General features: G+C 61.1%; 24 protein-coding genes. 11 read left to right on the forward strand and 13 right to left on the reverse strand.

From position 1 onward, the window contains the following. Window positions 1–146: 146 nt before the first annotated feature. Genes ACMUVN_RS20940 through ACMUVN_RS20965 form a run of 6 tightly spaced genes read right to left on the reverse strand, consistent with a single transcriptional unit; the run spans window position 147 to window position 6,316 of the window. Window positions 147–1,421, reverse strand: coding sequence for an ABC transporter substrate-binding protein (locus tag ACMUVN_RS20940; RefSeq protein WP_025554601.1), 1,275 nt, complete (start codon window positions 1,419–1,421; stop codon window positions 147–149). Window positions 1,422–1,460: 39 nt separating this feature from the next. Next, window positions 1,461–2,174, reverse strand: coding sequence for a YesL family protein (locus ACMUVN_RS20945; RefSeq protein WP_025554599.1), 714 nt, complete (start codon window positions 2,172–2,174; stop codon window positions 1,461–1,463). Between the two features lie 20 nt (window positions 2,175–2,194). Further along, entirely contained in the window at window positions 2,195–3,304 is a 1,110-nt protein-coding gene (locus ACMUVN_RS20950; RefSeq protein WP_025554597.1) for an ABC transporter ATP-binding protein, read from the reverse strand. Between the two features lie 15 nt (window positions 3,305–3,319). Then, on the reverse strand, window positions 3,320–4,492 hold the full coding sequence (locus ACMUVN_RS20955; protein ID WP_025554595.1) for a glycoside hydrolase family 88 protein: 1,173 nt from the start codon (window positions 4,490–4,492) through the stop codon (window positions 3,320–3,322). Window positions 4,493–4,496: 4 nt separating this feature from the next. Further along, the gene (locus ACMUVN_RS20960) at window positions 4,497–5,333 is read right to left on the reverse strand and encodes a carbohydrate ABC transporter permease (protein ID WP_025554593.1); all 837 of its coding nucleotides are present in this window, start codon (window positions 5,331–5,333) and stop codon (window positions 4,497–4,499) included. Next, window positions 5,330–6,316: a carbohydrate ABC transporter permease gene (locus ACMUVN_RS20965; protein WP_025554591.1), complete on the reverse strand. Its 987-nt coding sequence runs from the start codon at window positions 6,314–6,316 to the stop codon at window positions 5,330–5,332. The genes ACMUVN_RS20960 and ACMUVN_RS20965 overlap by 4 nt, the downstream gene beginning before the upstream one ends. 130 nt (window positions 6,317–6,446) lie before the next feature. On the opposite strand from ACMUVN_RS20965, the gene ACMUVN_RS20970 reads away from it, so the two are divergent. From ACMUVN_RS20970 to ACMUVN_RS20985, 4 genes are read left to right on the forward strand one after another with little or no spacing between them, the layout of a single operon-like run. After that, window positions 6,447–8,243 (forward strand): heparinase II/III domain-containing protein, encoded by a 1,797-nt coding sequence (locus ACMUVN_RS20970; RefSeq protein WP_029733063.1) that lies wholly within the window; start codon window positions 6,447–6,449, stop codon window positions 8,241–8,243. A gap of 11 nt (window positions 8,244–8,254) precedes the next feature. Further along, the gene (locus tag ACMUVN_RS20975; RefSeq protein ID WP_025554787.1) at window positions 8,255–9,115 is read left to right on the forward strand and encodes a hypothetical protein; all 861 of its coding nucleotides are present in this window, start codon (window positions 8,255–8,257) and stop codon (window positions 9,113–9,115) included. Window positions 9,116–9,165: 50 nt separating this feature from the next. After that, entirely contained in the window at window positions 9,166–9,834 is a 669-nt protein-coding gene (locus tag ACMUVN_RS20980; RefSeq protein WP_029733064.1) for a response regulator, read from the forward strand. Then, window positions 9,824–11,224, forward strand: a complete 1,401-nt coding sequence (locus ACMUVN_RS20985) for a sensor histidine kinase (protein WP_029733065.1) — start codon at window positions 9,824–9,826, stop codon at window positions 11,222–11,224. Before ACMUVN_RS20980 ends, ACMUVN_RS20985 begins: the two co-directional genes overlap by 11 nt. Before the next feature lie 82 nt (window positions 11,225–11,306). On the opposite strand, the gene ACMUVN_RS20990 is transcribed toward ACMUVN_RS20985, so the two are convergent. The 6 genes from ACMUVN_RS20990 to ACMUVN_RS21015 form a co-directional block, all read right to left on the reverse strand. Continuing rightward, a complete protein-coding gene (locus tag ACMUVN_RS20990) occupies window positions 11,307–12,188 on the reverse strand; it encodes an ABC transporter permease (protein ID WP_029733066.1) in 882 nt (293 codons plus the stop codon). A gap of 11 nt (window positions 12,189–12,199) precedes the next feature. Further along, window positions 12,200–13,018: an ABC transporter ATP-binding protein gene (locus ACMUVN_RS20995; protein ID WP_029733067.1), complete on the reverse strand. Its 819-nt coding sequence runs from the start codon at window positions 13,016–13,018 to the stop codon at window positions 12,200–12,202. A 96-nt stretch (window positions 13,019–13,114) separates the two neighbouring features. After that, complete coding sequence (locus ACMUVN_RS21000) at window positions 13,115–14,128, reverse strand: ABC transporter substrate-binding protein (protein WP_029733068.1); 1,014 nt, start codon at window positions 14,126–14,128, stop codon at window positions 13,115–13,117. 96 nt (window positions 14,129–14,224) lie between these two features. Then, window positions 14,225–15,238, reverse strand: coding sequence for a helix-turn-helix domain-containing protein (locus ACMUVN_RS21005; protein ID WP_132575026.1), 1,014 nt, complete (start codon window positions 15,236–15,238; stop codon window positions 14,225–14,227). Continuing rightward, entirely contained in the window at window positions 15,235–15,813 is a 579-nt protein-coding gene (locus tag ACMUVN_RS21010; RefSeq protein ID WP_179867830.1) for an isochorismatase family protein, read from the reverse strand. The genes ACMUVN_RS21005 and ACMUVN_RS21010 overlap by 4 nt, the downstream gene beginning before the upstream one ends. Window positions 15,814–15,936: 123 nt before the next feature. Further along, window positions 15,937–16,665: a FadR/GntR family transcriptional regulator gene (locus ACMUVN_RS21015; RefSeq protein WP_097543806.1), complete on the reverse strand. Its 729-nt coding sequence runs from the start codon at window positions 16,663–16,665 to the stop codon at window positions 15,937–15,939. Between the two features lie 291 nt (window positions 16,666–16,956). On the opposite strand from ACMUVN_RS21015, the gene ACMUVN_RS21020 reads away from it, so the two are divergent. After that, window positions 16,957–17,217: a CopG family ribbon-helix-helix protein gene (locus tag ACMUVN_RS21020; RefSeq protein WP_029733072.1), complete on the forward strand. Its 261-nt coding sequence runs from the start codon at window positions 16,957–16,959 to the stop codon at window positions 17,215–17,217. After that, window positions 17,217–17,492 (forward strand): type II toxin-antitoxin system RelE/ParE family toxin, encoded by a 276-nt coding sequence (locus ACMUVN_RS21025; RefSeq protein ID WP_029733073.1) that lies wholly within the window; start codon window positions 17,217–17,219, stop codon window positions 17,490–17,492. The genes ACMUVN_RS21020 and ACMUVN_RS21025 overlap by 1 nt, the downstream gene beginning before the upstream one ends. Before the next feature lie 6 nt (window positions 17,493–17,498). Here ACMUVN_RS21025 and ACMUVN_RS21030 read toward each other — a convergent pair whose 3' ends face one another. Further along, window positions 17,499–18,506 carry a LacI family DNA-binding transcriptional regulator gene (locus ACMUVN_RS21030; protein WP_029733074.1) on the reverse strand — a complete coding sequence of 336 codons (1,008 nt, stop codon included), beginning with the start codon at window positions 18,504–18,506 and terminating at the stop codon, window positions 17,499–17,501. Between the two features lie 206 nt (window positions 18,507–18,712). Here ACMUVN_RS21030 and ACMUVN_RS21035 point away from each other — a divergent pair, with 206 nt between their 5' ends. The 5 genes from ACMUVN_RS21035 (at window position 18,713) to ACMUVN_RS21055 (ending at window position 24,272) form a co-directional block, all read left to right on the forward strand. Next, on the forward strand, window positions 18,713–20,035 hold the full coding sequence (locus tag ACMUVN_RS21035) for an alpha-L-fucosidase (RefSeq protein ID WP_029733075.1): 1,323 nt from the start codon (window positions 18,713–18,715) through the stop codon (window positions 20,033–20,035). Window positions 20,036–20,085: 50 nt separating this feature from the next. After that, the gene (locus tag ACMUVN_RS21040) at window positions 20,086–21,306 is read left to right on the forward strand and encodes an ABC transporter substrate-binding protein (RefSeq protein WP_029733076.1); all 1,221 of its coding nucleotides are present in this window, start codon (window positions 20,086–20,088) and stop codon (window positions 21,304–21,306) included. 36 nt (window positions 21,307–21,342) lie between these two features. Beyond that, window positions 21,343–22,269 carry a carbohydrate ABC transporter permease gene (locus ACMUVN_RS21045; protein ID WP_029867888.1) on the forward strand — a complete coding sequence of 309 codons (927 nt, stop codon included), beginning with the start codon at window positions 21,343–21,345 and terminating at the stop codon, window positions 22,267–22,269. Then, window positions 22,259–23,143, forward strand: a complete 885-nt coding sequence (locus tag ACMUVN_RS21050; protein ID WP_029867887.1) for a carbohydrate ABC transporter permease — start codon at window positions 22,259–22,261, stop codon at window positions 23,141–23,143. Before ACMUVN_RS21045 ends, ACMUVN_RS21050 begins: the two co-directional genes overlap by 11 nt. A 199-nt stretch (window positions 23,144–23,342) precedes the next feature. Further along, entirely contained in the window at window positions 23,343–24,272 is a 930-nt protein-coding gene (locus ACMUVN_RS21055; protein ID WP_047618847.1) for a substrate-binding domain-containing protein, read from the forward strand. Window positions 24,273–24,277 lie beyond the last annotated feature (5 nt).

Consider the following 24,277-nt stretch of genomic DNA (forward strand, 5'->3'; position numbering starts at 1 on the left):
GGCGTGGTCGTCGCGGGACTTCAGGGGATGGCCTAAGCGCGGTTGGCCGCGGGCGGCATAATATATCATTGGCCGGCACTATATTAATCAAAAACTGGATCGGCCGGGGGCATATTTGGCCCGCGCCCGTCGACATTTCTTGACGTCTACTTGATGGCCTTCACGCCGTCGGTCATTTCCTTCAACCCGTCGTCGACGGACGTGTTGTCGGTCATGATTGCGTCATGCGCACGGTTGAGCACGACCTCGATCTTGGCGGCGTTCGGGTTGACCGCCATCTCCAGGTAGGTTTTCGTCGGCTTCAGCGCCGCCTTGCTGGCCTCGTCCTGCGGGAAGCCGGGCGTTGCCGCGATCGTGGCGCTGACGTCATCCGTCTTGAGCGCGGGGAACGTGCCCGTCGACGCGATAACGGCCGCACCCTCGGGACCGGTGACGAACTTGATGAAATCGAGTGCGGCATCCTTGTGGTCGGAATTGGCGTTGACCGCCAGGCCGGAAATCTGGGCGGCCGTCGTGCCGGCCGCGACGCCGTCGGGATGCGGGAACTTCACGATGCCCCAGTTCTTGCTCTTCGATTCACCTGATTTCACCTTGGTGATCTGGGTGCCGACGAACCAGGTTCCCATCGGCAGCATGCCGATCGTACCGTTGAAGAAGAGCGCCGAATAATGCGTATTCGACGTCTTCAGGAAGGCGTAGGAGGGAATCGCGCCATCCTTCTGTAGGGTCAGCGCCCTCTCGTACCAGGGCTTCAGGAAGTCATACTCACCGTCGACCAATGTGTGTTTTCCGTCGAGGACGCCGGGCAGCTGGACGGTCGACCGCCAGGTATGCAGGAGCGCGCCGTAGGTCTTGTTGGTACCCATGCCACCCGTAAGCTTCTCGGCGGTCGCGTCGAATTGTGCCCAGGTCATGTCATTCGTGGGGTAGGGCACGCCGGCTTTGTCGAATATGTCCTTGTTGTAATAGACGATCCAGAAGTCGGAGCGGAACGGCAGCGAATAGATCTTGCCGTCTATGGTCAGTTCCTCGATCAGGCCGCCATAGGGAGCCGGGTCGATCTTCTGATCCTTCACGAAGCTGCTGAGATCGGCGATGTTGCCGGCGCGCACCAGATTGGTGTAGCCCGGCACGTCCTTGATGGTGACGATGTCGATGTCCTTGGAGCCGCCGGTCAGCTGCGTCGAGATCATCTGCTGATAGTCCTGCGAGCCGAGGTCCATCGGCTCGAATTTCACGTTGGGGTGTTTGGCCTGATAGGCCTCGATCAGCGGCTTGTAATAGGCAGTCTTGTCCCAGTCCCACAAAGCCCATTTGAGCGTCACGGCGTCCTGGGCAAATGCTGCCCCGGCCGTCGTTGCAGCCAAGCTGAAACCCGCCAAGGCGAGTTTCATCGTCCTCCCAAATTTATCCAAATACATTCCCGTTCTCCTTCCCTGGATCATCTCTGGATCAGTTATTTATGAAGCGTTTCGTGCATGCGGTTTGCGGTACGGCGGCAGCTCGAGAACCATCACCGCCGCCCGATGGGCGCCGAATACGACGGCGAACATTCCGAGTGAAAAATTGAAGGTTGCCGGCATGAACACGGAAACCGGATAGAAGAGGATATGCGCCAGCCAGAGGCTTGCAACGAAGGCGAGCGCTGCAAGCGCCGGGAGCGGACGGATGATGGAGGCGAGCGCGGCGAGGCGCAGCAGCCTGGAAGCCGGCAGATCGCGCATCACCATCAGAATGATGAGATGGCAGGCGAGAACGGTGACGAAGGCGGTGGCGACGAGGGCAATCGCCAGCGGCACGCTCAGCAGCAGGTTGTCGCGCGCGCCGGCGGTATAGGCAACGATCGCATGGATGCCGATTGCAAGCCCGCCCGCGAGCACCAGCCCCCAAGCGGTGGCGCGCCAGAAATAGCGCAGAAAAGCTTCGGTGAAGTCCCGCAGCAGGTAGGTGTTGCGATCTTCCACAAAGGTCACCGAGACCCGGGCCATGGCGACCAGGGCTGCCGGTAGCGTCACCACGAGGAGCGAGGCCAGGATGAACAGGATGTTGAGCTTGACCATCTCCCACCATTCGCGGACGAGGATCTCGGCGAACAGCGCAAGGCCGGTCTTCTTCGGAGCATCCTTCGGAATGCCCGGTCCCTCCCTCGTCCACATCTCCCGCAACCACTGCATAGCCGTCTCCCGCAGGCGCCTCAGTATAGAATCGAACGTTCCGTTTCCTTGTCGAACAGCTGCGCGTTGGTCATATCGGCGACCAGCGTCGCCTCCTCGCCGATATCAGGCCGGTAGCGCGGCGAGACGCGGGCGATGAGATTGCGTCCGCCCGCCACCATGTTCAGGTGCACTTCAGAGCCCATGGGTTCGGCAAGCTCGACGACCGCCTTGAGGGGCGCCAGGTTCTCCGGTGCGATGTCGGCCGGCGGCAGTTCGTGGAAATTCTCGGGGCGGATGCCGAGCACCAGTTCGCGGCCTTCGTAAGGAGCGATCCTGTTCTGGTCGAAATGGGCAGGCAGCGGCAGTTCCCGGCCGTCGAAGACGGCGACGTAGCCTTCGCCACGGCGCAGGATGGTCGAGGGCAGCATGTTCATCTGCGGCGCGCCGATGAAGCCGGCGACGAACATGTTGACGGGGCGGTCATAGAGGTTCTGCGGTGTGTCGACCTGCTGGATATGCCCGTCCTTCATGACGACGATCCGGTCCGCCATGGTCATGGCCTCCACCTGATCGTGGGTGACATAGATGAAGGTGGCATTGAGGCGCTTGTGCAGCTTGGTGATTTCGGAGCGCATCGTGCCGCGCAGCTTGGCATCGAGATTGGAAAGCGGCTCGTCAAGAAGGAAGACGGCGGGATTGCGCACCATGGCGCGGCCGAGGGCGACGCGCTGGCGCTGGCCGCCCGAAAGCGCCTTCGGCTTGCGGTTCAGGAGATGACTGATGTCGAGGATCCTGGCGGCATCCTGCACCTGGGCATCGATGTAATCGCGCGACACCTTCCTGAGCTGGAGGCCGAATGCCATGTTCTTGTAGACGGTCATATGCGGGTAGAGCGCATAATTCTGGAAGACCATGGCGATATCCCGATCCTTGGAAGGAACGTCGTTCATGACGTCGCCGCCGATCTTGAGCTCTCCTCCCGATATTTCTTCGAGGCCGGCGATCATCCGCAGCGTCGTCGATTTGCCGCAGCCGGAGGGGCCGACCAGGATGATGAATTCCTTGTCTGCGATCTCGAGGTCGATGTCGTGGACGACGGTAAGCGCACCGTAGCTCTTGTTCAGCTCTTTAAGCGAAATGCTGGCCATCGGGTTCTCCTGAATTCACCAATAGGAAGACCAGCTGCGCGAAAGGCGCGTCAAAGCTTCCATGTAATAATAGTCTCCCCAGGAGACGCATTCATCGACGCCCTCGCCGCGGCAGGTGTTGAAGGGCGATTTCTTCGAATAGGTGGCGTGCAGCACCAGGCCGTTCGAGACGGTGGGATCCTTGACCGCATAGTGATCGGCAAGGCTCTTCATCATGCGCCGCGCCAGTATGCGATAACGCTCGGCCGGCTCCGGTTCGACGAGATCGGCCATCTCCAGAAGACCGCAGGCGGCGATCGAGGCCGACGAGCTGTCGCGCGGCTCGCCGTCGCCGTCGGAAAAGACGAGATCCCAATAGGGCACCATGTCGGCCGGCAGCCGGTTGAGATAGAAGGCAAGCAGCCGGTCGAAGGTTTGGCGATATTCCTCGATCCGCTCATAGCGATAGGAGAGCGCCATCCCCGAGATTGCCCAGGCCTGTCCGCGCGCCCAGGCGCTGTCGTCCCGGTAGCCCTGCTTGGTCGCGCCGCGCACCGGCGCTCCGGTGACCGGGTCCATGTAGAAGGTGTGGTAGGTGGAATCATCCGGCCGGACCGAATTGGCGAGCGTGGTGCGGGCGTGGGTGAGAGCGATCTCGCGGTATTTCGGATCGCCGGTCTCGCGGCTTGCCCAATAGAGAAGCGGCAGGTTCAGCAGGCAGTCGATGATATAGCGGTATTCTTCCGCCACCCCCTTGCGGCCCCATGCCTGGATGAACTGGCCGACGGGCTGGAAACGCTCGATCAGCCGGTCGGCGGCGAGCAAGGCGGCCCTGCGGCCATCCTCGTCTCCGACGAGCTTCCAGGCGGCGATGCAGGACGGCGAATAGAGGAAGCCCATATCGTGATGATCGGTCTCGATGCGGTTCACGATCCGATGCAGGAACGATTGGACCTGGATCTGCGCCGCATGTCGGAAGACCGGATCGCCACTATGCTCGAAGGCGAGCCAGAGTTCGCCGGGCCAGAAGCCCGCGGTCCATTGAGTGTTCGCCACAGCCGGATAGAAATTCCCGACACTCGAATGGTTCTGCGAAGCATAGGTGAAAGTAGGAAGGTTGCGGCGGATCTGCGCGACGGCAAGATCGAGCGCGGCTTTCGCTTCCTCGTCGGTGATCGGTTGCGGGGCGACGGACGGAACGGCGTTCATGGATTTAACCCTTCAGTCCGGTCGAGGCGATGCCCTCGACGAAGAAGCGCTGGAGAGAGAGGAAGACGATGAGGACCGGAATGAGGGCGACGACGGAGGCCGCCATGATCAGTCCGTATTCGGCCGAATATTGCGAGATGAACATGCGCAGGCCGATCTGGACAGTCTTCAGCTCGGTCTTGGTCAGATAGATCATCGGCCCGAGGAAATCGTTCCAGGTGGTGACGAAGGTGAAGATCGTCAGCGTCGAGAGCGCCGGCTTGGAGAGCGGCAGCATGATGCGCGCCCAGATCTGGTACTCGTTCATGCCATCGATGCGGGCCGCTTCGCAAAGCTCGGTCGGGATCGACATGTAGAACTGCCGCATCAGGAAGACGCCGAAGGCGGTAAAGGCCTGCAGGCAGATCAGCGCCAGATGGGTGTTGTTGAGGCCGAATTCGCGCATCAGCAGGAATTGCGGCACCATATAGACCTGCCAGGGCATGGCGATGGTGGCGATATAGCCGAGGAACAGCGTGTTCTTGTAGGGGAAATTCAGCTTGGCGAAGGCGTAGGCGGCAAAGCTGGAGGTCAGCAGCTGCAGCAGCGTGACGATGATCGTCAGCTTCGAGGTGTTGTAGATGAAGAGGGCGAGCGGGATCTTCGTCCAGATATCCACGTAATTCTGCCATTGCGGCTCCGCCGGTATCCACTCGATGGGGAAGGCGAAGACGTCGCGGCTGAGCTTCAAGGATGCCGAGAGCATCCAGGCGAAGGGCATCAGCATGACCACCGTGACCGTGATCACGATGGCATAGAGGAGGACCGTTTTGGCGGTGACTCTGCGTCCTGCGATCCTCATGCCTCGTCCTCCCTCTGGCGCCGGAACTGGAAGACGGTGACGGCGAGCACGAGGAAGAACAGAACGAGCGCAACCATGCTGGAATAGCCGAGATCCCAGGAAATGAAGGCTTCGTTGTAGATGTGGTAGACGAGGACGAGGGTCGAGGTGCCGGGACCGCCCTGAGTGATCATGTAGATCTGGTCGAAGACCTTGAACGACTGGATCGTCAGCATGACGGTGACGAAGAAAGTCGTCGGTCCGAGCTGCGGCACGGTGACATGGATGAACTTCTGCCAGGAATTGGCGCCATCGAGATCGGCGGCCTCATAGAGCTCCGAATTGATGCCCTGCAGACCGGCCAGATAGATGACCATGTAATAGCCCATGTTCTTCCAGATGCCGAACAGGATCACCGTCACCATTGCCCAGTGGCGATCGGCAGCCCATCCCGGCATGTTCTTGGGATCGAGGCCCAGCGTGTAGAGGATCATGTTCACCGGTCCCATTTCGGGATTGAAGATCATGTTCCAGACGACCGCGACGGCCACCAGCGAGGCGACATAGGGAAAGAACATCGCCGTGCGGAAGAAATCGCGTCCGACAATCTTCTGGTTGAGGAGGACGGCGAGGCCGAGCGCACAGAGCAGCGTCGCCGGCACGGAGGCAACCGTATAGATGACTGTGTTCCAGAAGGCCGCGATGAAGGCCTTGTCCTCGAAAAGTCGCCAGAAATTGTCGAGGCCGGCGAAGGTAATCGCATTCGAGCCGTCCCAATGCATGAAGGCGAGCACGAAGGCAAACAGGATCGGGCCGAGCGTGAAGACGGCAAAGCCGAGGAAGTTCGGCGCGATGAAGGAATAGGCGACGAGCGCGCTGCGTATCCTGCGCTGGCGCTTGGACAAGACGGTGGCTTTCCTGCCGGAAGTTGCCAGAGCGCCATCTCCAGCGATGGCCGAATTCGATATGGACACCGATGCCTCCTCTTCCTCTCGCAACCACATAGCACAGTTCCGATACTGGTCAAACAAGTTCTGAATAGGTCATACGAATTTAATAGAAAGCGCAAAATACATATGATAGGTGAGCATGCAGACCAAACGCTCATCAATGCTTTCCGGTGCGGGGAGGGATATGTTCAGCGAGATTTCAGGGGAGCTGCCGGATGTGCTGGGCGATTTCACGCCTGGGTCGGTTTGCTCAGATCGCGCCATATGGAACTCCGTGCCGCAGACGGTCCGGGAACGGGTCATTCGCGATGCCGAAGAGACGCTTGCGCGCGCCTTTCCGCTCATCACCGCCTCGGATTACCGGGAGTTCACCGCAACGGGCAACCGCTCGCGCTTCGAGGAGCTTTATTTCGCGCGGCGCCGGATGCTCAACAATCTGGTGCTCGGCGAACTCGTCGAAGGTAGGACGCGGTTCCTGCCTGGGATTGTCGACGGCATCTTCCTGATTGCCGAGGAGAGCGGCTGGCAGCTTCCGGCGCACAACGCCTATGAACGAAGCGGTGCGCGGCTGCCGCTTCCCGACAATTCGCAGCCTGTCGTCGATCTCTTCGCCGCCGAAACGGCGGCCCTGCTTGCCACCGCCGTCGCCTTGCTGGGCGACGCGCTCGACGGCTTCAGCCCCGAAATTACCGCCCGGGTGGAACGCGAGATCCAGATCCGCATCCTCTCGCCCTATCTCGGCCGGCATTTCTGGTGGATGGGCCGCGGCGAGGAGCGAATGAACAACTGGACGGCCTGGATAAGCCAGAATGTCCTGTTGACGGTCTTCTCGCTGAAAACCGACCAGCCGGCGCGCCGTGCTGTTGTCGAAAAGGCGCTCGGCAGCCTCGATGCTTTCCTGAAGGACTATGCCGAGGACGGGGCCTGCGAGGAAGGCGTGCTCTACTATCGCCACGCAGCACTCTGCCTGCATGGCGCGCTGACCATTCTGGATGGCGTGGCGCCGGGCCTGTTCGGCAAGCTCTGGCAACAGCCGAAAATCCGCAGCATGGCTGAATATATCGCCCATATGCATGTGGCCGGCCGCTATTATTTCAACTTCGCCGATTCCTCCGCGGTGGTCGAACCCTGCAGTGTGCGGGAATATCTGTTCGGACAGGCGGTCGGTTCGCAGGTGCTGGCTGAGTTCGCCGCGGCCGATAGGGCGGCCTCCGGAAGCTCGCACCTGCCCGGAGAATGGAACCTCTGGTATCGCGTGCAGGAAGTGCTGATCGGCCCGACGCTTCCCGATGCCGCCCCGCCGCATCCTGCGTCCCGACGCGATATGTTTTATCCCGGCATTGGCCTGTTCATCGCCCGCGACGAGCAGTTTTCGCTCGCCGTCAAGGGCGGCAACAATGGCGAGGGCCACAATCACAACGATGTCGGAAGCGTGACGCTCTACAAGAATGGGCGCCCGTTCCTGATCGATGTCGGTGTCGAGACCTATACCGCAAAGACCTTTTCGGCGCGGCGCTACGAGATCTGGACGATGCAATCGGCGTTCCACAACCTGCCGACATTCGCAGGCGTCATGCAGTCGGCCGGCGACACATTCGGCGCGCGAGACGTCGAGGTCGGGTTTGACGAGGAGCGCGCGCGCATATCGCTCGATATAGCAGGCGCCTATCCCGCCGAAGCAGAGCTGCACAGCTACCGGCGCATCGTTTCCCTGCTGCGCGGCCGCCATGTCGAGATCGTCGACAGCTATGACGGCGGCAAGCCGGCGGTGCTGTCGCTGATGACGTGCCTGGCGCCGACCGTCGTCCCGGACAGGATCGATCTCGCCGATCTCGGCAGCATCTTCGTCGATGGCGGTGGCGAGATCGAAATCGACGAAATCGACGTGGAGGACGCCCGGCTGAGATCGGCCTGGCCCGGGAAAATCTACCGGCTGCGCGTGCCGTTCGCCGGCAGGGTTCTGAGATTGCGGATCGTATGAGGAAGGCGAGCATGGAATTGACGCTGAAGATCGTGGATGCCGATGGGCTGGTGCTGGCAAGCTCCACAGGGCGGGACGAGACCTTCCTGGTCTATCGACAGAGCTATCGCGAAGGCGATCGCGTGGTCTTGGAGGTCTCCGAGCCTGGACATGTCTTCCTCGCCCTCGATGGCGCGATCCAACCCGGCCTGGTCTATATGAAGGAATGCGCCTATGCCCTCGCCGTGCCCTTCGGCGACAAGCGCAAGCCCTATTCGCCGAATGCCTTCCGGGGTGATCTCCACCGGCTTTCGGCGCGAAGCGCGCGCCCCGACGAGATCGTGCAACGCCGTAATCTCGCTCTGAACCCCTGGGACGATCATGCCAACCGGGCGCTGTTTCCGCATGCGCGCGCCAATGTGGAGACCCGGGGCGAAGCGGCCTTTGCCGCGCGCAACGCGATCGACGGCGAAAAGGCCAACGACGATCACGGCTTCTGGCCCTATACGAGCTGGGGCATCAATCGCGATCCGCAGGCGGCGCTGAAGCTGGAATTCGGCCGGCCGGTCAGCATTGACGAGATCGTCTTCTATCTCCGGGCCGATTTCCCGCATGATTCTTGGTGGAATGAGGCCAGCGTCACTTTCTCGAACGGCAGGACCTCCCGCTTTCCCTTGGTGAAATCGGGTGTTGCTCAGAGCTTTTCCATAGAACCCTGTATCGTCGAATGGGTGGAATTGCATGGGCTGATCAAGGCCGAGGATGCCTCGCCCTTTCCGGCGCTGACCCAGATCGAGATCTGGGGAACGGAAGTGCCGGGCGCCGTCGATCGGGACGTCGCAGTTGCGGCCGAAGATAAACCAGAGCCGGCCGCTCTTCCTCTCAACTTATGACCCCACGGATGCGCTTCCGCCAAGCACTCTGCACATGCTAAGGAGGTCGGATGCGACTGCTTGTGGTGGAGGACAACAAGGATCTGGCGGCCTGGCTGGGGAAAGCCCTGCGACAGGCGCAATATGCTATCGATATTGCCCACGATGGCGAGGATGCGGAGCACATGCTCAAGGTGGCGGAGTATGCCGCGATGATCCTCGACCTGGCGCTGCCCAAGCTTGATGGCTTGACGCTCTTGAAACGATTGCGGCGGTCCGGAAACAAGCTGCCGGTCATCATCTTGACTGCGAATGCGAGCCTGGACGGTCGTGTGGCGGGGCTCGACAGCGGTGCCGACGACTATCTCGCCAAGCCCTTCGAAATCGCCGAACTCGAGGCGAGGATCCGTGCGGTGGTTCGCCGCGGTCAGGATCGGGCATCCTCCGAGATCACCGTCGGCAATCTGCGCTTCTCCGGTGGAACGCGGCAGTTTTTCGTCGCAGGCGAACCGCTGCAACTGACGCCGCGTGAATATGCCGTTCTTGAACAGCTTGTCATGAAGCTCGGCAACACGATCTCGAAAGCCGCTCTTTCCGAAAGTGTGTTCGGTTTCGACGACGAGGCGGATCCGAGCGCTATCGAAATCTACATCCACAGGCTGCGAAAGAAGCTCGAGAGCAGTTCGGTTCAGATAGCGACGTTGCGCGGGCTCGGTTATCTCCTCCGACATGTCCAGTAGCCTCATCACAAAGCTGGGCGCCACGATCGCGCGGCTCAGCCAGAGCCTGAGGGTACAGCTGCTCTGCTGGGTGCTGCTCACTCTCTTCGGCGCGATCGGTTTCAATCTTTACGACAGCTTCTGGACGGCGGATGCGACAGCAAAACTGGTGACGGATCGAACGCTTCTGGCCTCGGCCCGCGTCATTGCTGAAGCCGTCCGCGTCGATGAGGGCGGCAATGTTCAGGTGGACGTGCCGCCTTCCGCGCTGGAGATGTTCGATACGGGCTTCGGCGACCGGGTATTTTACCAGGTCATCACTGTATGGGGCAGTCTGGTGAGCGGTCTTCCCGACCTGCCGTTGCCAGCCGTACAGCGGGCGGGCGAGGATCGTGCGTTCCATGGTGCCGATGTGCGCGTCCTGATGCTCGACCATCCTGTCGTCGGCCTTCCCGATGACGGCACGATCTCCGTCACCGTCGCCGTGACGCATAACAGCCAGTATGCGATGCGAAGGCAGCTATGGCTTTCGGATTTTTCGAAGCAGTTCGTGCTCGTCTTCGTCGCAAGCCTGGTGACCATCCTCGGGCTTCAGCGGGGCTTGGCGCCGGCTCTGAGACTGCGGGACGCCGTGCGCCAGCGCGGGCGCAACCGTCTCGATCCGCTGCCGCCCGAGATGGTGCAGAGCGAACTGCGACCGCTCGTTCATGCCCTGAACGACCATATGGAGCGCGTCCAGAACCAGATGGCCGCACAGCGACGCTTCGTATCGAATGCCGCGCATCAACTCAGAACGCCGCTCGCGCTGATTTCGACGCAGGCGAGCGTGGCAGCCCGCGAAGCCGATGCGGCTCGCCGCGACGAGGCGCTTTTCGCCCTTCGCACCAGCACGAAGCAGATTTCGCGTCTTGCCAGCCAGCTCCTCACCTTGTCACGGGCCGAGCCCGGAAGCCGCCGTCCGCGCAGCGATACGACCGATCTCAGCAAGGCTGCCCGCGAGATCCTGGAAGCGCATGCCGAAGAGGCGCTCAAGCGCAACATCGATCTCGGACTGGAAGCGGACCGACCGGTCATCGTCGAAGGCGATGGGACGATGCTGCGCGAGATGCTGGTCAACCTCATAGACAACGCCATACGCTATACCTGTGCCAATGGACGGGTGACCGTCGCGATCGGCCAGGCGAACGGCAACGCCGTCGTCACCGTCGAGGACGACGGACCGGGTATTCCGATCGGCGAGCGCGAGCAGGTTTTCGAACGCTTCTACCGGATTATGGGGACCGAAGCCGAGGGGAGCGGTCTGGGGCTTGCGATCGTGCGGGAGGTTGTCGAAGGCGCCGGAGGCTCAGTCTCGCTCGATGACGCGGAAGGCAGTGGGCTGGTCGTGACGGTGCGGCTTCCGCTTGCTTAAACCTCAAGTGCATCAAATGACAGAAGGCCGGGCATGCACCCGGCCTCCTGTTCGATCTGCCTTGGGAGGAGGTCGGATTGGATCACTGCGTATCGAGATGCTGCTGCGGGCGCCACTTCGCCAGGCGGTTCTCGATCAGCGTCATGATATATTCGGCGAAAAGCGTGACGACCATGACGAGGAGGATTGCCGCGAACATGCCGGCGGCATCGAACGTACCCTTGGCGATCGAAATCAGCTGGCCGATGCCGAACCGGGCACCGACGAATTCGCCGACGATTGCGCCGATGATCGCGAAACCAAAGGAGACGTGCAGACTTGCGAAGATCCAGCTCATCGCCGAGGGGATGACCACCGTGCGGGTGACCTGCCAGTCCGAGGCGCCAAGGATGCGCGCATTGGCGATCATGTTGCGGTCGGCCTCGCGCACGCCCTGGAAGGCGTTGGCAAACACCACGAAGAACACCATGATGAAGGCGAGAGCAACCTTGGACGGCAGGCCGAGACCCATGATCATGATGAAGATCGGGGCGAGAACGACGCGCGGGATCGAGTTGATCGCCTTGATGTAGACGGAGAAGATGTCCGACAGGAAGCGGTTGCGGCCAAGACCGATGCCGACGAAGACGCCGGTGATCGAGCCCGCGAAGAAGCCGATCAAGGCCTCCTCCATCGTCACCCATAGATTATACCAGAGCGAACCTTCCGTGGTGCCTTCGGTCGCCCATTCGTAGAGGCGCTCAACGACGCCGCTCGGGCTCGAATAGAAGAACGGGTCGATCCACTGCATGTTGGAAGACAGCTCCCACATGCCGATCACGAAGACCAGGATGGCAATCTGCCAGAAGCGCACCGCGGTGTTGCGCCGGCGCATCGCCTTCAGCGCCGACGCCTCGATTTCCGAGTCCGACGTGCCCGGCCGAAACAGGGTGGCCGAACCGGCCTCAAGAGTGGTGTGTGCCATGATATCCTCCCTCAGGCCGCTTCGCTCGCGCGCCGGTAGCTGGTCTCCACCTCCTCGCGGAGGTCTTCCCAGATCGTCTTGCAATAGTCGATGAAGCTCTGCTCGTAGCGGATTTCCGACACGACGCGCGGGCGCGGCAGATCGATCGTATAGACCGACTTGACCGTCGCGGGGCCGGCGGTCAGGACATAGACCTTGTCGGCGAGCGCGACAGCCTCTTCGAGATCATGGGTCACGAACACCACCGAGGCCTTTCGCTCCGCCCACAGCTTCAACAGCTCTTCATGCATGACGGTGCGGGTCTGGACGTCGAGGGCCGAGAAAGGCTCGTCCATCAGCAGAATTTCCGGCTCGTTGATGAAGGTCTGTGCCAGCGAGACGCGCTTGCGCATGCCGCCGGAAAGCTGGTGGGGATAGTGATGGACAAACTTCGAAAGGCCGACGCGGGCCAGCCAGTCGCGTGCGCTCTTTTCCGCTTCAGTGCGCGACTTGCCGCGAAACAGCGGGCCGGCCATGACGTTGTCGATGACGTTTTTCCAGGGAAAGAGCGCGTCGGTCTGGAATGCGAAGCCGACACGCGGGTCGATGCCGGTGATCGGGCCGCCCATCAGCCGGACTTCGCCGGCGCTCGGGCGTGCAAGACCCGTCACGAGGTTGAGGGTCGTCGATTTGCCGCAGCCGGTAGGACCGACGACGGCGACAAACTCTCCGCGGGCGACGGTCATGTTGAAATCGCGCAAGGCGGTAAGGGACTTGCCGGTCGGTGAGACGAAGCGGCGGCTGACATTGATCAGCTCGATTGCCGGAATCTGGTTGTTGTCATGTTGCATGATGATACCTGAAGCGTGCCTTTGGGCGCGTGCACGCAATGCCCATGGATCGATCGGGAGGCCGCTTCCGGTTGGTGCCGGAAGCGGCGCGACGCCTTACTTGACGTTCTTGACGAATTCCGTTGTGTAGGTCTTGGACAAGTCGATCTGCTTGCCCTTGACGTTCTTGGAGAACTCCGAGAGCACGGCAAGCACGGTTTTTGGACCGTCTTCCGGCATGACGCCATCGGGCGTGAACATGCCCTTGCCCTCGTCGAGAGCCTTGATGTAGCCGTCCTTGTCGCCGACGTAGAAGTCCTTCGGCATCTTGTCGGCGATCTCGGCGGCGGAATGCGTGTTGATATAGCGCAGCGTCTTGACGAAGGCGTTGGCGAGCTTCTGTGCCTCTTCCTTGTGCGCGTCGACCCAGGAGGCCTCCATGTAGAGCGATGCGGCCGGATAGGTGCCGCCGAGCGCCTGACGGGTCGACTCGACCGTGCGCATGTCGACGAGCACACTCGCCTCGCCTGTTTTGACCATGCGTGAGATGGTCGGCTCGGTGGTCATGCCGGCCTGGATCTGGTCCTGTTGCATGGCGGCGATGAAGGTGCCGCCGGCGCCGACGGGAACCGTCACGACGTCGCCGGGCTTCAGGCCGGCCTTCGAGGCCATGAAGAGGGTCAGGAAGTTGGTGGACGAGCCGAGACCGGTGACGCCGAGGCTCTTGCCCTTGAAGTCGGCCGGCGACTTGATGTCGGGATGTTTGCTCGAGACCATCTCGACTTCGCCCGGCGCCTGGCTGAACTGGACGATGGATTCGACGAATTTGCCTTTGGCCTGCAGGTCCACACAGTGGTCGTAGAAGCCGACCACGCCCTGGACGGCGCCGGCCAGAAGCTGGTTTTCAGCATCGACGCCGGCGGCTTCGTTCAAGAGCTCGACGTCGAGACCCTCGTCCTTGAAATAACCGAGCGATTCGGCAAGTTTGGCGGGCAGATAGATCTGCTTCTCATAACCGCCGACCATGATGGTGATCTTGTCGGCTGCGTTTGCGGCGCTCGTAGCGAAAGATGCTGCGGCGAGAAGCGTCGAAAAGGCGACGGTGTGAAAAAGGCTGCGTGAAGAACGCATGGAAATCTCCTCCTGTGGTTTGCTCGCATCGTCGTCTCGCCACCCTTGACCCGTGTCTCCTCCACGATGCTGCCCCTTCCTATGACGTCGAAGCTTTCAACTAGCTTTCAGCTGCAGCCGCGACCGTGCCGTGCTCGGCGGGCCATCATTCAGACGATTCCAGGCTCGGCGCAGCTGCCGCGCCGAGCCGAAGCCGGCGCGCATGGCGACGGCCTCCATGTCCAGTCGCGAACCGGCGAGCATCTCGCGGGCAAGAGCCACGCGCATACGGTTGACGAAATCCGTAACGCTCATGCCCGTCTGCTCGTTGAACAGCCGTGAAAGGTTGCGCGGGCTGGCGCCGCTGAGGCGGGCGAGCAATGCCACCGACCAGTCCCGAGAGGGGTCGCCGACCACTGCATCCTGCGCACGATGAATGACCGGGTGGATATGGTTGCGACCTTCGAGCCAGGGCGAAAGTTGCGGATCCGAGCCGCCGCGCCTGAGATAGACGACAAGGTATCGCGCCACCGCAAGCGCACAGGCATGTCCCGCCGCTTCGGCGACGATATGCAACATGAGGTCTATGCCGGCGGTGATGCCGGCGCTGGTGAGGCGGTCTCCATCCTCGACATAGAGCCGGTTGTCCCGGACGCGCGCCGTCGGCGCGAGCCGGATCAGATCTTCCATGCAGCCGTGATGGGTGGTGCACTCGCGGCCGTCGAGCATTCCGGCCTCGGCAGCGAGCAATGCGCCCGAGCAGATCGAGACCAGTCGAATTCCTGGACGAATGGCGCGCTGCAGCCATGCGACAATGGCAGCCTGGTCGGCGCGTTCCTGTTCGTCCCGCCGATGGCTGCTTTCCATCGGAACGTCGGTGCTGCCGGCAATGACGACAAGCGCGCTATCGGGCAAGCATTCCGGCAATGCTGCGACGCCCGTAACGGCAATGCCGATCGAGCTGCCGACCGTCGCCGACGGGCCGATATAGGTGACGGTGAAGCGCACTGTGGGCTGTTCGAGGTTTGCCTTGCGCAGCACTTCGATCGGACCGGCCACGTCGAGCAGCAGCACGCGCGGCGGCACGACGACGAAGACCGGAATATCGAAGGGCTGCGCGGCGTCTGTCATGCGGCGAGTGGCTTTTCACGCCCCGCCAGGGCCTGTTCGACGGTCGCGATCCGAGCGAAACGGCCTGACAGGACCAGTTCGGTCCGGTCCCGAATTTCTCTCGCACTCCAGGTGCGCCCAGTGGCGTCGGTCATCGGGAAGGTCAGGGTCGCTTCGCCGACATAGTCGACTTGATAGCCGAGATCGGAGGCATGGCGGGTGGTGGTCTCGCAGCACTGTTCGGTGCGGATGCCGGAGACCAGGAGACGACGGACGCCGTTCTCGGTCAGCCACACGTCGAGACCCGAACCGACCAAGGCGCTATGGCGGTTTTTCCTGAATGTGGCCTTCGGCGCGATCCTGAGCGGCGCGAGTGTCCTGACGAACCCGGATGCCTCGGAAAACGGTGCGGTTTCATCGACATGGAAGATCTGGACGACGGGTATTCCGTCGGCTTCCGCGCCGTCGATCAACGCCTGCTGACGATCGATGTAGGCGGATGCCAGGTTTTCATCCCAGTAATCGCGTTGTCTGAAAGACTCTTGGGCGTCGATAACGAGAAGGACAGTATCATGGCCGGACATTTTTTGCTCCATGGCGGTTGATCATGAAGCCATATTCGGCAATTTGATGGCACGGGAAAATGCGCGCGCCGGACAAATAGCGGACAATTCGCGCCAATCGCTACGGGCGCTTTCAGACAGTTCCTGGGCCGACTATCAGCTGGTAAAGCTTCGCAGATCCCTCAGCAGGTTGCGGTACCTTGCCTGGCTGCCGACCAGATGCTCGCGCATCGCATTTCGGGCGGCCTGATCGTCCCTGTCGGAAATGGCGACGACGATCGCCTCGTGCTCTCTGTGGATCAGCTTTCGGTAAGCAGTCTGTTCGGCTGTCCTTGTTTCCGGGACCAGCCTGGACTGCGGGATGATCGCCGAGCCCTGGGACTCCAGGAACTGCCGGAACAGCGGATTGTTCGTGGCTTCGGCGATGGCGGCATGGAGTTCGAGATCGGCCTCGCGAATGGATTGGTCGCTCTCGATGCACTGGAGAATTTTCCGGTGGCATTCGAAAATCGCCTCCTCCTGCGCGGGCGAGCGGCGCAAGGCCGCAAGACCGGCAGCTTCGATTTCGACAGGCGTTCTGATCTCGAGCACTTCCAGATCGGAAACAACGCGGGCCTTGTCGGCTTTCCCAGCGGAGACAGCCGGATCGGCGCCGAGGACGAAGATGCCCGCCCCCTGGCGCACCTCGACAAGCCCGTCGGAGCGAAGCGCGGCCACCGCCTCGCGCACGACGGTCCGGCTGACGCTATGCGTTTCGGTCAGTTCATGCTCGCTCGGAAGCTTGTCGCCGGCAGAATACTGGCCGCTCAATATGGCTTGCCGAAGGCTTTCGCCGACCTGTGAGACCAGCGACCCGGAGCCTTTGCTGCGATCCTTCATCTGCATAGCCACGCCTGCCCCCGCATCGGCTTTGATCCGAATGCCGTCAAAACGCGCGGCACTGCGAAACTCATGATTCATCACACATGTATGACAAATTTCGAGCTCTTTCAATGGTCGCGGCAGTCGGGCTTGTTCCTTGGCGGTTTTTACTTGGAGATCAGCCGCTGCGCTTTATCGCAAACTCTCGGCATTCCGTCAGTCCGCCGACATGTTTCGAGCTTTTCTGAGATATAGATGACTGGATATAATCAGAATTAATCGCTATGATTATAAGTGATTGACAAGGAGTTTTCGATGGAGACCAAAGTTCTGACTGCCCATGTTCCACTGCCGCTTGCGCAGAAGGTCGATCAACTTGCGTCGCGGCTCGAACGCTCGCGCGGCTGGATCGTCAAGCAGGCACTGACTGCATGGATCGACCAGGAAGAGGAGCGTCGGCGTTTGACGCTTGAGGCGTTGGCCGACGTGGATAGTGGAAACGTTGTCGATCACCAGGCTGTTCAGGCCTGGGCTGATAGTCTTGACAGTGACGAGCCGTTTTCCTTGCCCCGGTGATGGAAGTCAAATGGACGAGCAAAGCGGTTTCGGATGTTACCCGCTTATACGACTTTCTCTCTCCGGTCGACCGGCGGGCTGCGGCCCGAACCGTACAGGCGCTGACGGCAGCCCCTGCGCGGCTGCTTGAGCAGCCACGTCTCGGCGAGCGACTCGAGGAGTTTGATCCTCGAGAGGTTCGCCGCATTCTCGTCGGCCGTTACGAGCTCCGCTACGAAATCCAGCAGTCGACAATCTATGTATTGCGGCTTTGGCATACGAGGGAAGATCGGTAGAAGCCCTCACAGCCGCCTGGTCGATTCCCCGCGCACGAATCTCGGCGTCAGGATGAAATCCTCAGGCGGCGCGGCGGCGCCCTCCGGACTTGCTATTCTTGTCAGCAGACGTTGTGCCGCCAATTCCCCGAGCTTCTGCGCATCCTGCACCACCATGGTGATGCGCGGCGTGATGACATTACTCCAGGGCACGTCGTCGACCATCGCCAGCGACACGTCGTCAGGGCAGCGGAAACCCATCTCCTGCATCACCTGCAGTGCGGCCAGGCCAGTCATGTTGTTGGCGCCGATGATGGCGGTCGGCCGGTCGCGGCGGGTCAGCAGCCGCATCGCCTGCGCATGGCCGCCGGTCCTGGTGTAGCCGCCTTCGACCACCAGCGAAGGGTCGATCTCCACACCGGCGCCGGTCATCGTGTTCAGAAAGCCTTTCAGGCGCTCGTCGGCGGTGTGCAGGCCGGAGGGCCCGGAGATGAAGCCGATACGCCGGTGGCCGAGCTGCAGCAGGTGTTCCGTCAGGATGGTGGTGGTCAGCGGATTGTCGGAGCCGACGAAATCGCGCTCTGCACCCTCCACCTTCTGGTCGAACATCACGATCGGCGTCTTGAAGTCGCGCAGGAACGTGGCGTATTCCTCGCCGCGCCCGTTTGCCGCCAGCGCAATGCCAGCGATTTTCTGCGCCTCCAGCCGCTCCAGCAGCGCCCGCTCGAGGTCGGCCCTGCCGGAGGAGTCGGCGATCAGGACGAAATAGCCGTGATCGAGCGCCTGGTGCTCGATCTCGCGGCGGATGTCGCCGAAGAACATGTTGCCGAGATTGGCCGAAACGAAACCGATCAGCGAGCTGCGTCCGCGCGCCAGCGTCTGGGCCACCGGGTCGATGCGGTAGCCCGTCGAATTTATCGCCTGCTGGATGCGGTCGAGCGTCTCGGCGCCGACCCGCTTCGGGCTGTTGAGCGCGAGCGAGACGGTTGAGATGGAAACCCCCGCAATGCGCGCTACGTCTCGTATCGTGGTCATGTCTGTCGAACCGGTTCTAATGCATTGTTATGTCCGATTTTATTGATCGGCGCAACATCCATGCCTCAAACTGGTTATTCTGCAGGGCTTGCATTTCTAAATCTGCGATCTCGAATTTGGCTTGACACGTGTTGGATCAAGTAAGATTGTTACGAACCGAACCGGTTCGATATGATGTTAAGCCGGAAAGCAGGGAGGAGAAACCTGTGACGAATTCGGAACGCCTGTCGGAAAATCCGGCATGGGAAGGAGCGGGCAAGCACGCCTGGTTCAGCCACGACCGCCTTGGCATGTTCATCCATTGGGGCCTCTATGCCTTGGGAGCCCGGCATGAATGGTTGAAGAACCGCGAAGAGCTGACCGACGACCACTACCAGCGCTATTTCGAAAATTTCGATCCTGATCTCTACGACCCCAAGGAATGGGCCCGCCGGGCACGTCTTGCCGGCATGAAATACGTCGTGGTGACGACCAAGCATCACGAGGGTTTCTGCCTCTGGGACAGCAAGGTGACGGATTACAAGGCGACGAACACGCCCTGCGGCAAAGATTTGCTGACGCCGCTGGTCGAAGCCTTTCGCGCCGAAGGACTGAAGATCGGCTTCTATTATTCGCTGCTCGACTGGCACCATCCGGACTTTCCGATCGACGTCCACCATCCCTTGCGCAACCATCCGCAGGCCGAGGCGCTCAATGCTGGCCGCGATATGGCCAACTATGCCGCCTATATGCGCGAACAGGTGCGCGAACTTCTGACCGGTTTCGGCCGCATCGACATCATCTGGTTCGATTTCAGCTATCCCCAGCGCGAATATCGCGGCCTGCCCGGCAAGGGGCGTGCCGATTGGGAGAGCGAGCGCCTGCTCGCGCTGGTGCGTGAGTTGCAGCCCGGCATCATCGTCAACAACCGCCTCGATCTGCCGCCTGGCAATCTGCCCGACGTGACGACGCCGGAGCAATATACGCCGCGCGTGGCGCCCGCTATCGCCAGCCAGGGGGTGCTCTGGGAAGCCTGCCACACCTTCAGCGGCTCCTGGGGCTATCACCGCGACGAGGATAGCTGGAAAAGCCCGGAACAGATCATCCAATTGCTCATCGATTCCGTCGCGCTCGGCGGCAACCTCCTGATGAATGTCGGCCCGACCGGCCGCGGCACGCTCGATGCACGCGCCATCGGCGCGCTCGAAATCTACCAGAACTGGATTGAGGTCAACGCACGCTCCATTTATGGGGCCGGGCCATCCGACTATCCGGTGCCGGCCGGCTGCCGCTATACCCAGCGCGGCAACCGCCTCTACCTGCATGTCTATAATTGGCCTTATCGCCACATCCACATCGAAGGCCTCGCCGACAGGATCGCCTATGCGCAATTCCTGCACGACGCCAGCGAAGTGCGCTGGCTGAGCCACACCAAGGATGTGGATTCCAATATCGGCGTGATGGTGCCGGAAGGCATGATCACACTCGAACTGCCGGTCCGGCGCCCGGACGTTACCGTGCCGGTGATCGAGATCGTCCTGAAGGCGTGAGCTCGATCGCACTCGCGTGTCCTTTGCGTTCATGGAGGGAGGAGAAACCCATGAAGGTTCTGAAGAAAACGCTTTTGCTTGCCGCAATCGGCAGCAGTCTTTTTGCCACAGCCGCATCGGCCGAACAGGTCAACCTGACCTGGCAGATGTGGACAGGCTCCGAAGCCGACACCAAGGGCTGGCAGCACTTGGCCGACATGGTGACGGCCAAATATCCCGATATCAAGGTGACGCTGACGACGACGGGCTGGGTCGATTACTGGACGCGGCTGCCGGTGTTGGCAGCGTCGGGCCAGCTCGCCGACATCGTTTCCATGCAGTCGTTGCGCATGCCGAATTTCTATTCGCTGCTCGAGCCGCTGAATGACCGAATAGCGGCCGACAAGTTCGACGTCGGAGCCTTTACCCCCTCGATCATCGGCGGGATGTCGGTCGACAAGCAGCTTTACGGTCTGCCCTATGATGTCGGTCCGTGGGTCATCTACTATAACCAGGATGCGCTCGAAGCCGCCGGCATTCCCTTGCCGAAGCCGGGTTGGACGCTGGCCGAGTTTACCGATACCGCCAAGAAATTGACGAAAGACGGCAAGTACGGCTTCGGCATCACCCCGGTCAACTATTCGGTCCTGGCCTCGGCCTGGGGCGATAAATATGTCAACAACGCCGGAGAGCTCGACCTGACCAATCCTGGCGCCGTTGCCGCTGCCGACAGGCTGATCGGCTTTGCCGCCAAGGATAAGATCGCGCCGCTGGTGCCGCCGAGCGCCGATGTCGGCACGGTCGTCCAGGGCCGGTTCAATTCGGGCAACGTCGCCATGTATATCGATGGCCCCTGGTCGATTATCGGCATGAAGGACCAGGCGAAGTTCAAGATCGGCCTCACCACCTTGCCGCGCGCCGAAGGCGAACTTTCAGCCGTGACCGCGGGCTCCGGTTTCGGCATTGCCACGACAAGCAAAAACAAGGATGCGGCGTGGAAGGCGATCCAGGTGCTGACCAGTCCCGAGGCGCTGCAATATCTCGCCGAACAGGGGCGCGCGCTGCCCGCGCGCACGGCCTCGCAATCCTCCTGGTATAAGGTGGCGGCCAAGGACATCACCAATGGCGGCGAGGCGCTCGATTATTCCCTGGCGCATTCGGTGCCCTATGTGATCACCAACAATTGGGCGGCGGTGGAAAACCTCTTCAACCAGTATTTCCCACCGGCTTTCGCCGGCAGCGCCGATGCCAAGCAGACGATGGAGTCGATCCAGAGCCTCGCGCAGCAATAGGATGGCGCGGCAGGATTGCCGCGCATGGAGGAAGACATGTCGCAAAGCGCCGTCGCCGAAATTCCGTTGCAGCCCGGTCAGCCACGGCGCTTTCTGAAGCCTGAGACGCAGACGGCCATGCTGTTCCTGCTGCCGAGTTTCCTCGGCTTCATGATCTTCATGGCCCTGCCGATCCTGGCGTCGCTGGCGCTCTCCTTCACCAACTGGCAGCTGCTTTCGACGCCGTCCTTCGTCGGCTTTCAGAATTATATCAAGCTGTTCACCGTCGATCCGGCCTTCTACACGATATTGAACAACACGCTGTTCTTCGCCGTCGAGTATCTGGCCGTGAATATCATCGTCTCGCTGACGCTGGCGGTGTGGATATCCAGCCTGAAGCACGGCAAGGCGATCTTCCGGGTGATCTTCTTCCTGCCGACCTTCACCCCTACCATTGCCGCCTCGGTGGTGTGGCTGCTGATCTTCACGCCGGACGGGCTCGCCGACAGCGTCATCCGCGCGCTCGGCCTCGGCCTGCCGAATTTCCTGCTGAGTTCGAGCTGGGCGATGCAGGCGGTCGTGATCGTCACGCTCTGGGCCAATGTCGGCTACAACGTCGTGATGTTCAACGCTGCGCTCGACCTGGTGCCGAAGCATTATCTCGAGGCGGCGACGATCGACGGAGCCAATGCCTGGCAGCGCTTCTGGCGCATTCGCCTGCCGCTCATCTCGCCGACCATCTTCTTTGCCACTGTCATGACGGCGATCACCTCGCTGCAGGTCTTCGACGAGATCTTTGCCATGACGCGCGGCGGCCCCGGCTCGGCGACGTCGACACTCGGCTTCGCCATCTACCAGAAGGGCTTCGCCAATTTCCAGATGGGCTATGCCTCAGCTCTTGCCTGGGTGATGTTCGTCATGATCATGGCGCTCACCATCCTGCAGTTCCACATGCAGCGCAAATGGGTGCATTATGACGATTGATCCGAGCTCACGGCACCCACATTCCGTCTCTGCGGATCGCCGCCGCATCTTGCGTGGGATCGGCACCTTCCTGAGCTATGCGGGGCTTTCGCTGGTCGCGCTGCTGTTCCTCTTTCCCTTCTTCTGGATGGTGTCGAACGCGGTGCGCTCGAATGCCGAGGTCATGGCCGTGCCGGTCCGCATTCTCCCCGAGGAATATCATTGGGGCACCTTCGTCGAGGCTTTGGTGTCGCTGCCGTTCGGCACGTTCCTGTTGAATTCCTTCATCGTCGCCTGCGGCGTCACCGCGATCGTGATCGCGGTATCCTGCCTTTCCGCCTATGCGTTCGCACGGCTGCGGTTTCCGGGCCGCGAAGGACTGCTGCTGACCTTTCTCAGCACGCTGATGATCCCCCAGGTGATGCTGGTCATCCCGCTCTTCCTTCTCGTCAGCAAGCTCGGCTGGATCAACACCTATCACGGCATGATCCTGCCGGTCGCCTTCTCGTCCTTCGGCACCTTCCTGCTGCGCCAGTTCATCCTCGGCATTCCCAAGGATCTCGACGAGGCGGCGATGATGGACGGGGCCTCGCGCCTGCGCATCCTGGTCAGGATCATCGTTCCGCTTGCCATGCCGGCCATCGGTCTCCTGGCGCTCTTCACCTTCATCGCGCAGTGGAAGAGTTTTCTCTGGCCGCTGATCGCCACCAGCGGCCTCGAAAAAGCCACGCTGCCACTCGGCCTCACCCTGTTTCAGACGCAGCAGGGCACCGCCTGGAACTATATCATGGCGGGTGCGACGATCTCCATGCTGCCGGGCGTCGTGCTCGCCATCGTGCTGCAGAGGGTGATCTACAAAGGCATCAGCGTCGGCTCCGGCTTCGGTGGGCGCTGATGTCTATAAGTACAAGGACTTAAGCGCATTGCGTCAAGTTCGATGCGATGTCCTTGAAGTCCGGCCGATTGCCACCGAAGAACGCGCTGCTCGCGTTGCAAGATCATATCCCCTGCTTAACGTTTGTTTCCGGTCGAAAAGTAAAATTTAACCAAAATTTGAAATAACGCAGTTGTATCCGAATTGCGCAGGGGAATTCATGAAAACGGCCACGCTTGCATCCATCGCTCTGGCGATATCGGTCTCTGTTGCCAATGCGCAGACGATCGCGGTTTCGATGACCAATCTCGACAAATTCAGAGAGATGCTTCTGAACGGCGTCGTCTCGCACGGGAAGACGATATCAGGCCTCAAGCTCGTCACCGCGAATGCCAAGGGCGACAACGAACTGCAGAAGAAGCAGGTTCAGCAGTTCGTCGCCGACAAGGTCGATGCCATTATCATGATGCTGTCTGATGGCGATCTCGGGCCGCAAATGACCAAGATCGCAGCGGATGCCGGCATTCCGCTGATCTACATCAACACGACGCCCTCCAATCTTTTGGACTTGCCGGACAATCAGGTCGTCGTCGCCTCCGATGAGAAAGACTCCGGTACGCTCGAAACGAAGCAGGTATGCTCTCTCCTCAAGGGCAAGGGCCGCGTCGTCGTGCTGATGGGGGAGGTCTTCCATGTGGCTGCCCGCACCCGCACCCAGGACATCACCGATGTCATCGCGACGCCGGAATGCAAAGGCCTCGAGATCGTCGAGCGGCAGGCGGCCTATTGGTCACGCGATTATGCCGATCAGCAGATGCAGGAATGGCTGGCGGCCGGCGTCAAGTTCGATGCGGTTATCGCCAATAATGACGAGATGGCGCTTGGTGCGATCCGCGCCATGAAGAAGGCCAATATCCCGATGAAGGACGTCGTCGTCGGCGGCGTCGACGCGACCGACGACGCGCTCGCCGCGATGGTGGCAGGCGATCTCGACGTCACCATTCTCCAGAGCGCCGTCGGGCAGGGCGCTGCCGCTGTCGACGCCGCCGTGAAGCTGATCAACAAAGAGAAGGTGCCGCGCGAAAACAACGTTCCCTTCGAACTCGTCACACCTGAAAACATTGCCGCCTATCTGCCGAAGAGCCAGTGAGCATA

Origin of the sequence: Rhizobium sp. IY2 (assembly GCF_047532935.1) — a bacterium.
In the GTDB taxonomy this organism is placed as follows: domain Bacteria; phylum Pseudomonadota; class Alphaproteobacteria; order Rhizobiales; family Rhizobiaceae; genus Rhizobium; species Rhizobium anhuiense.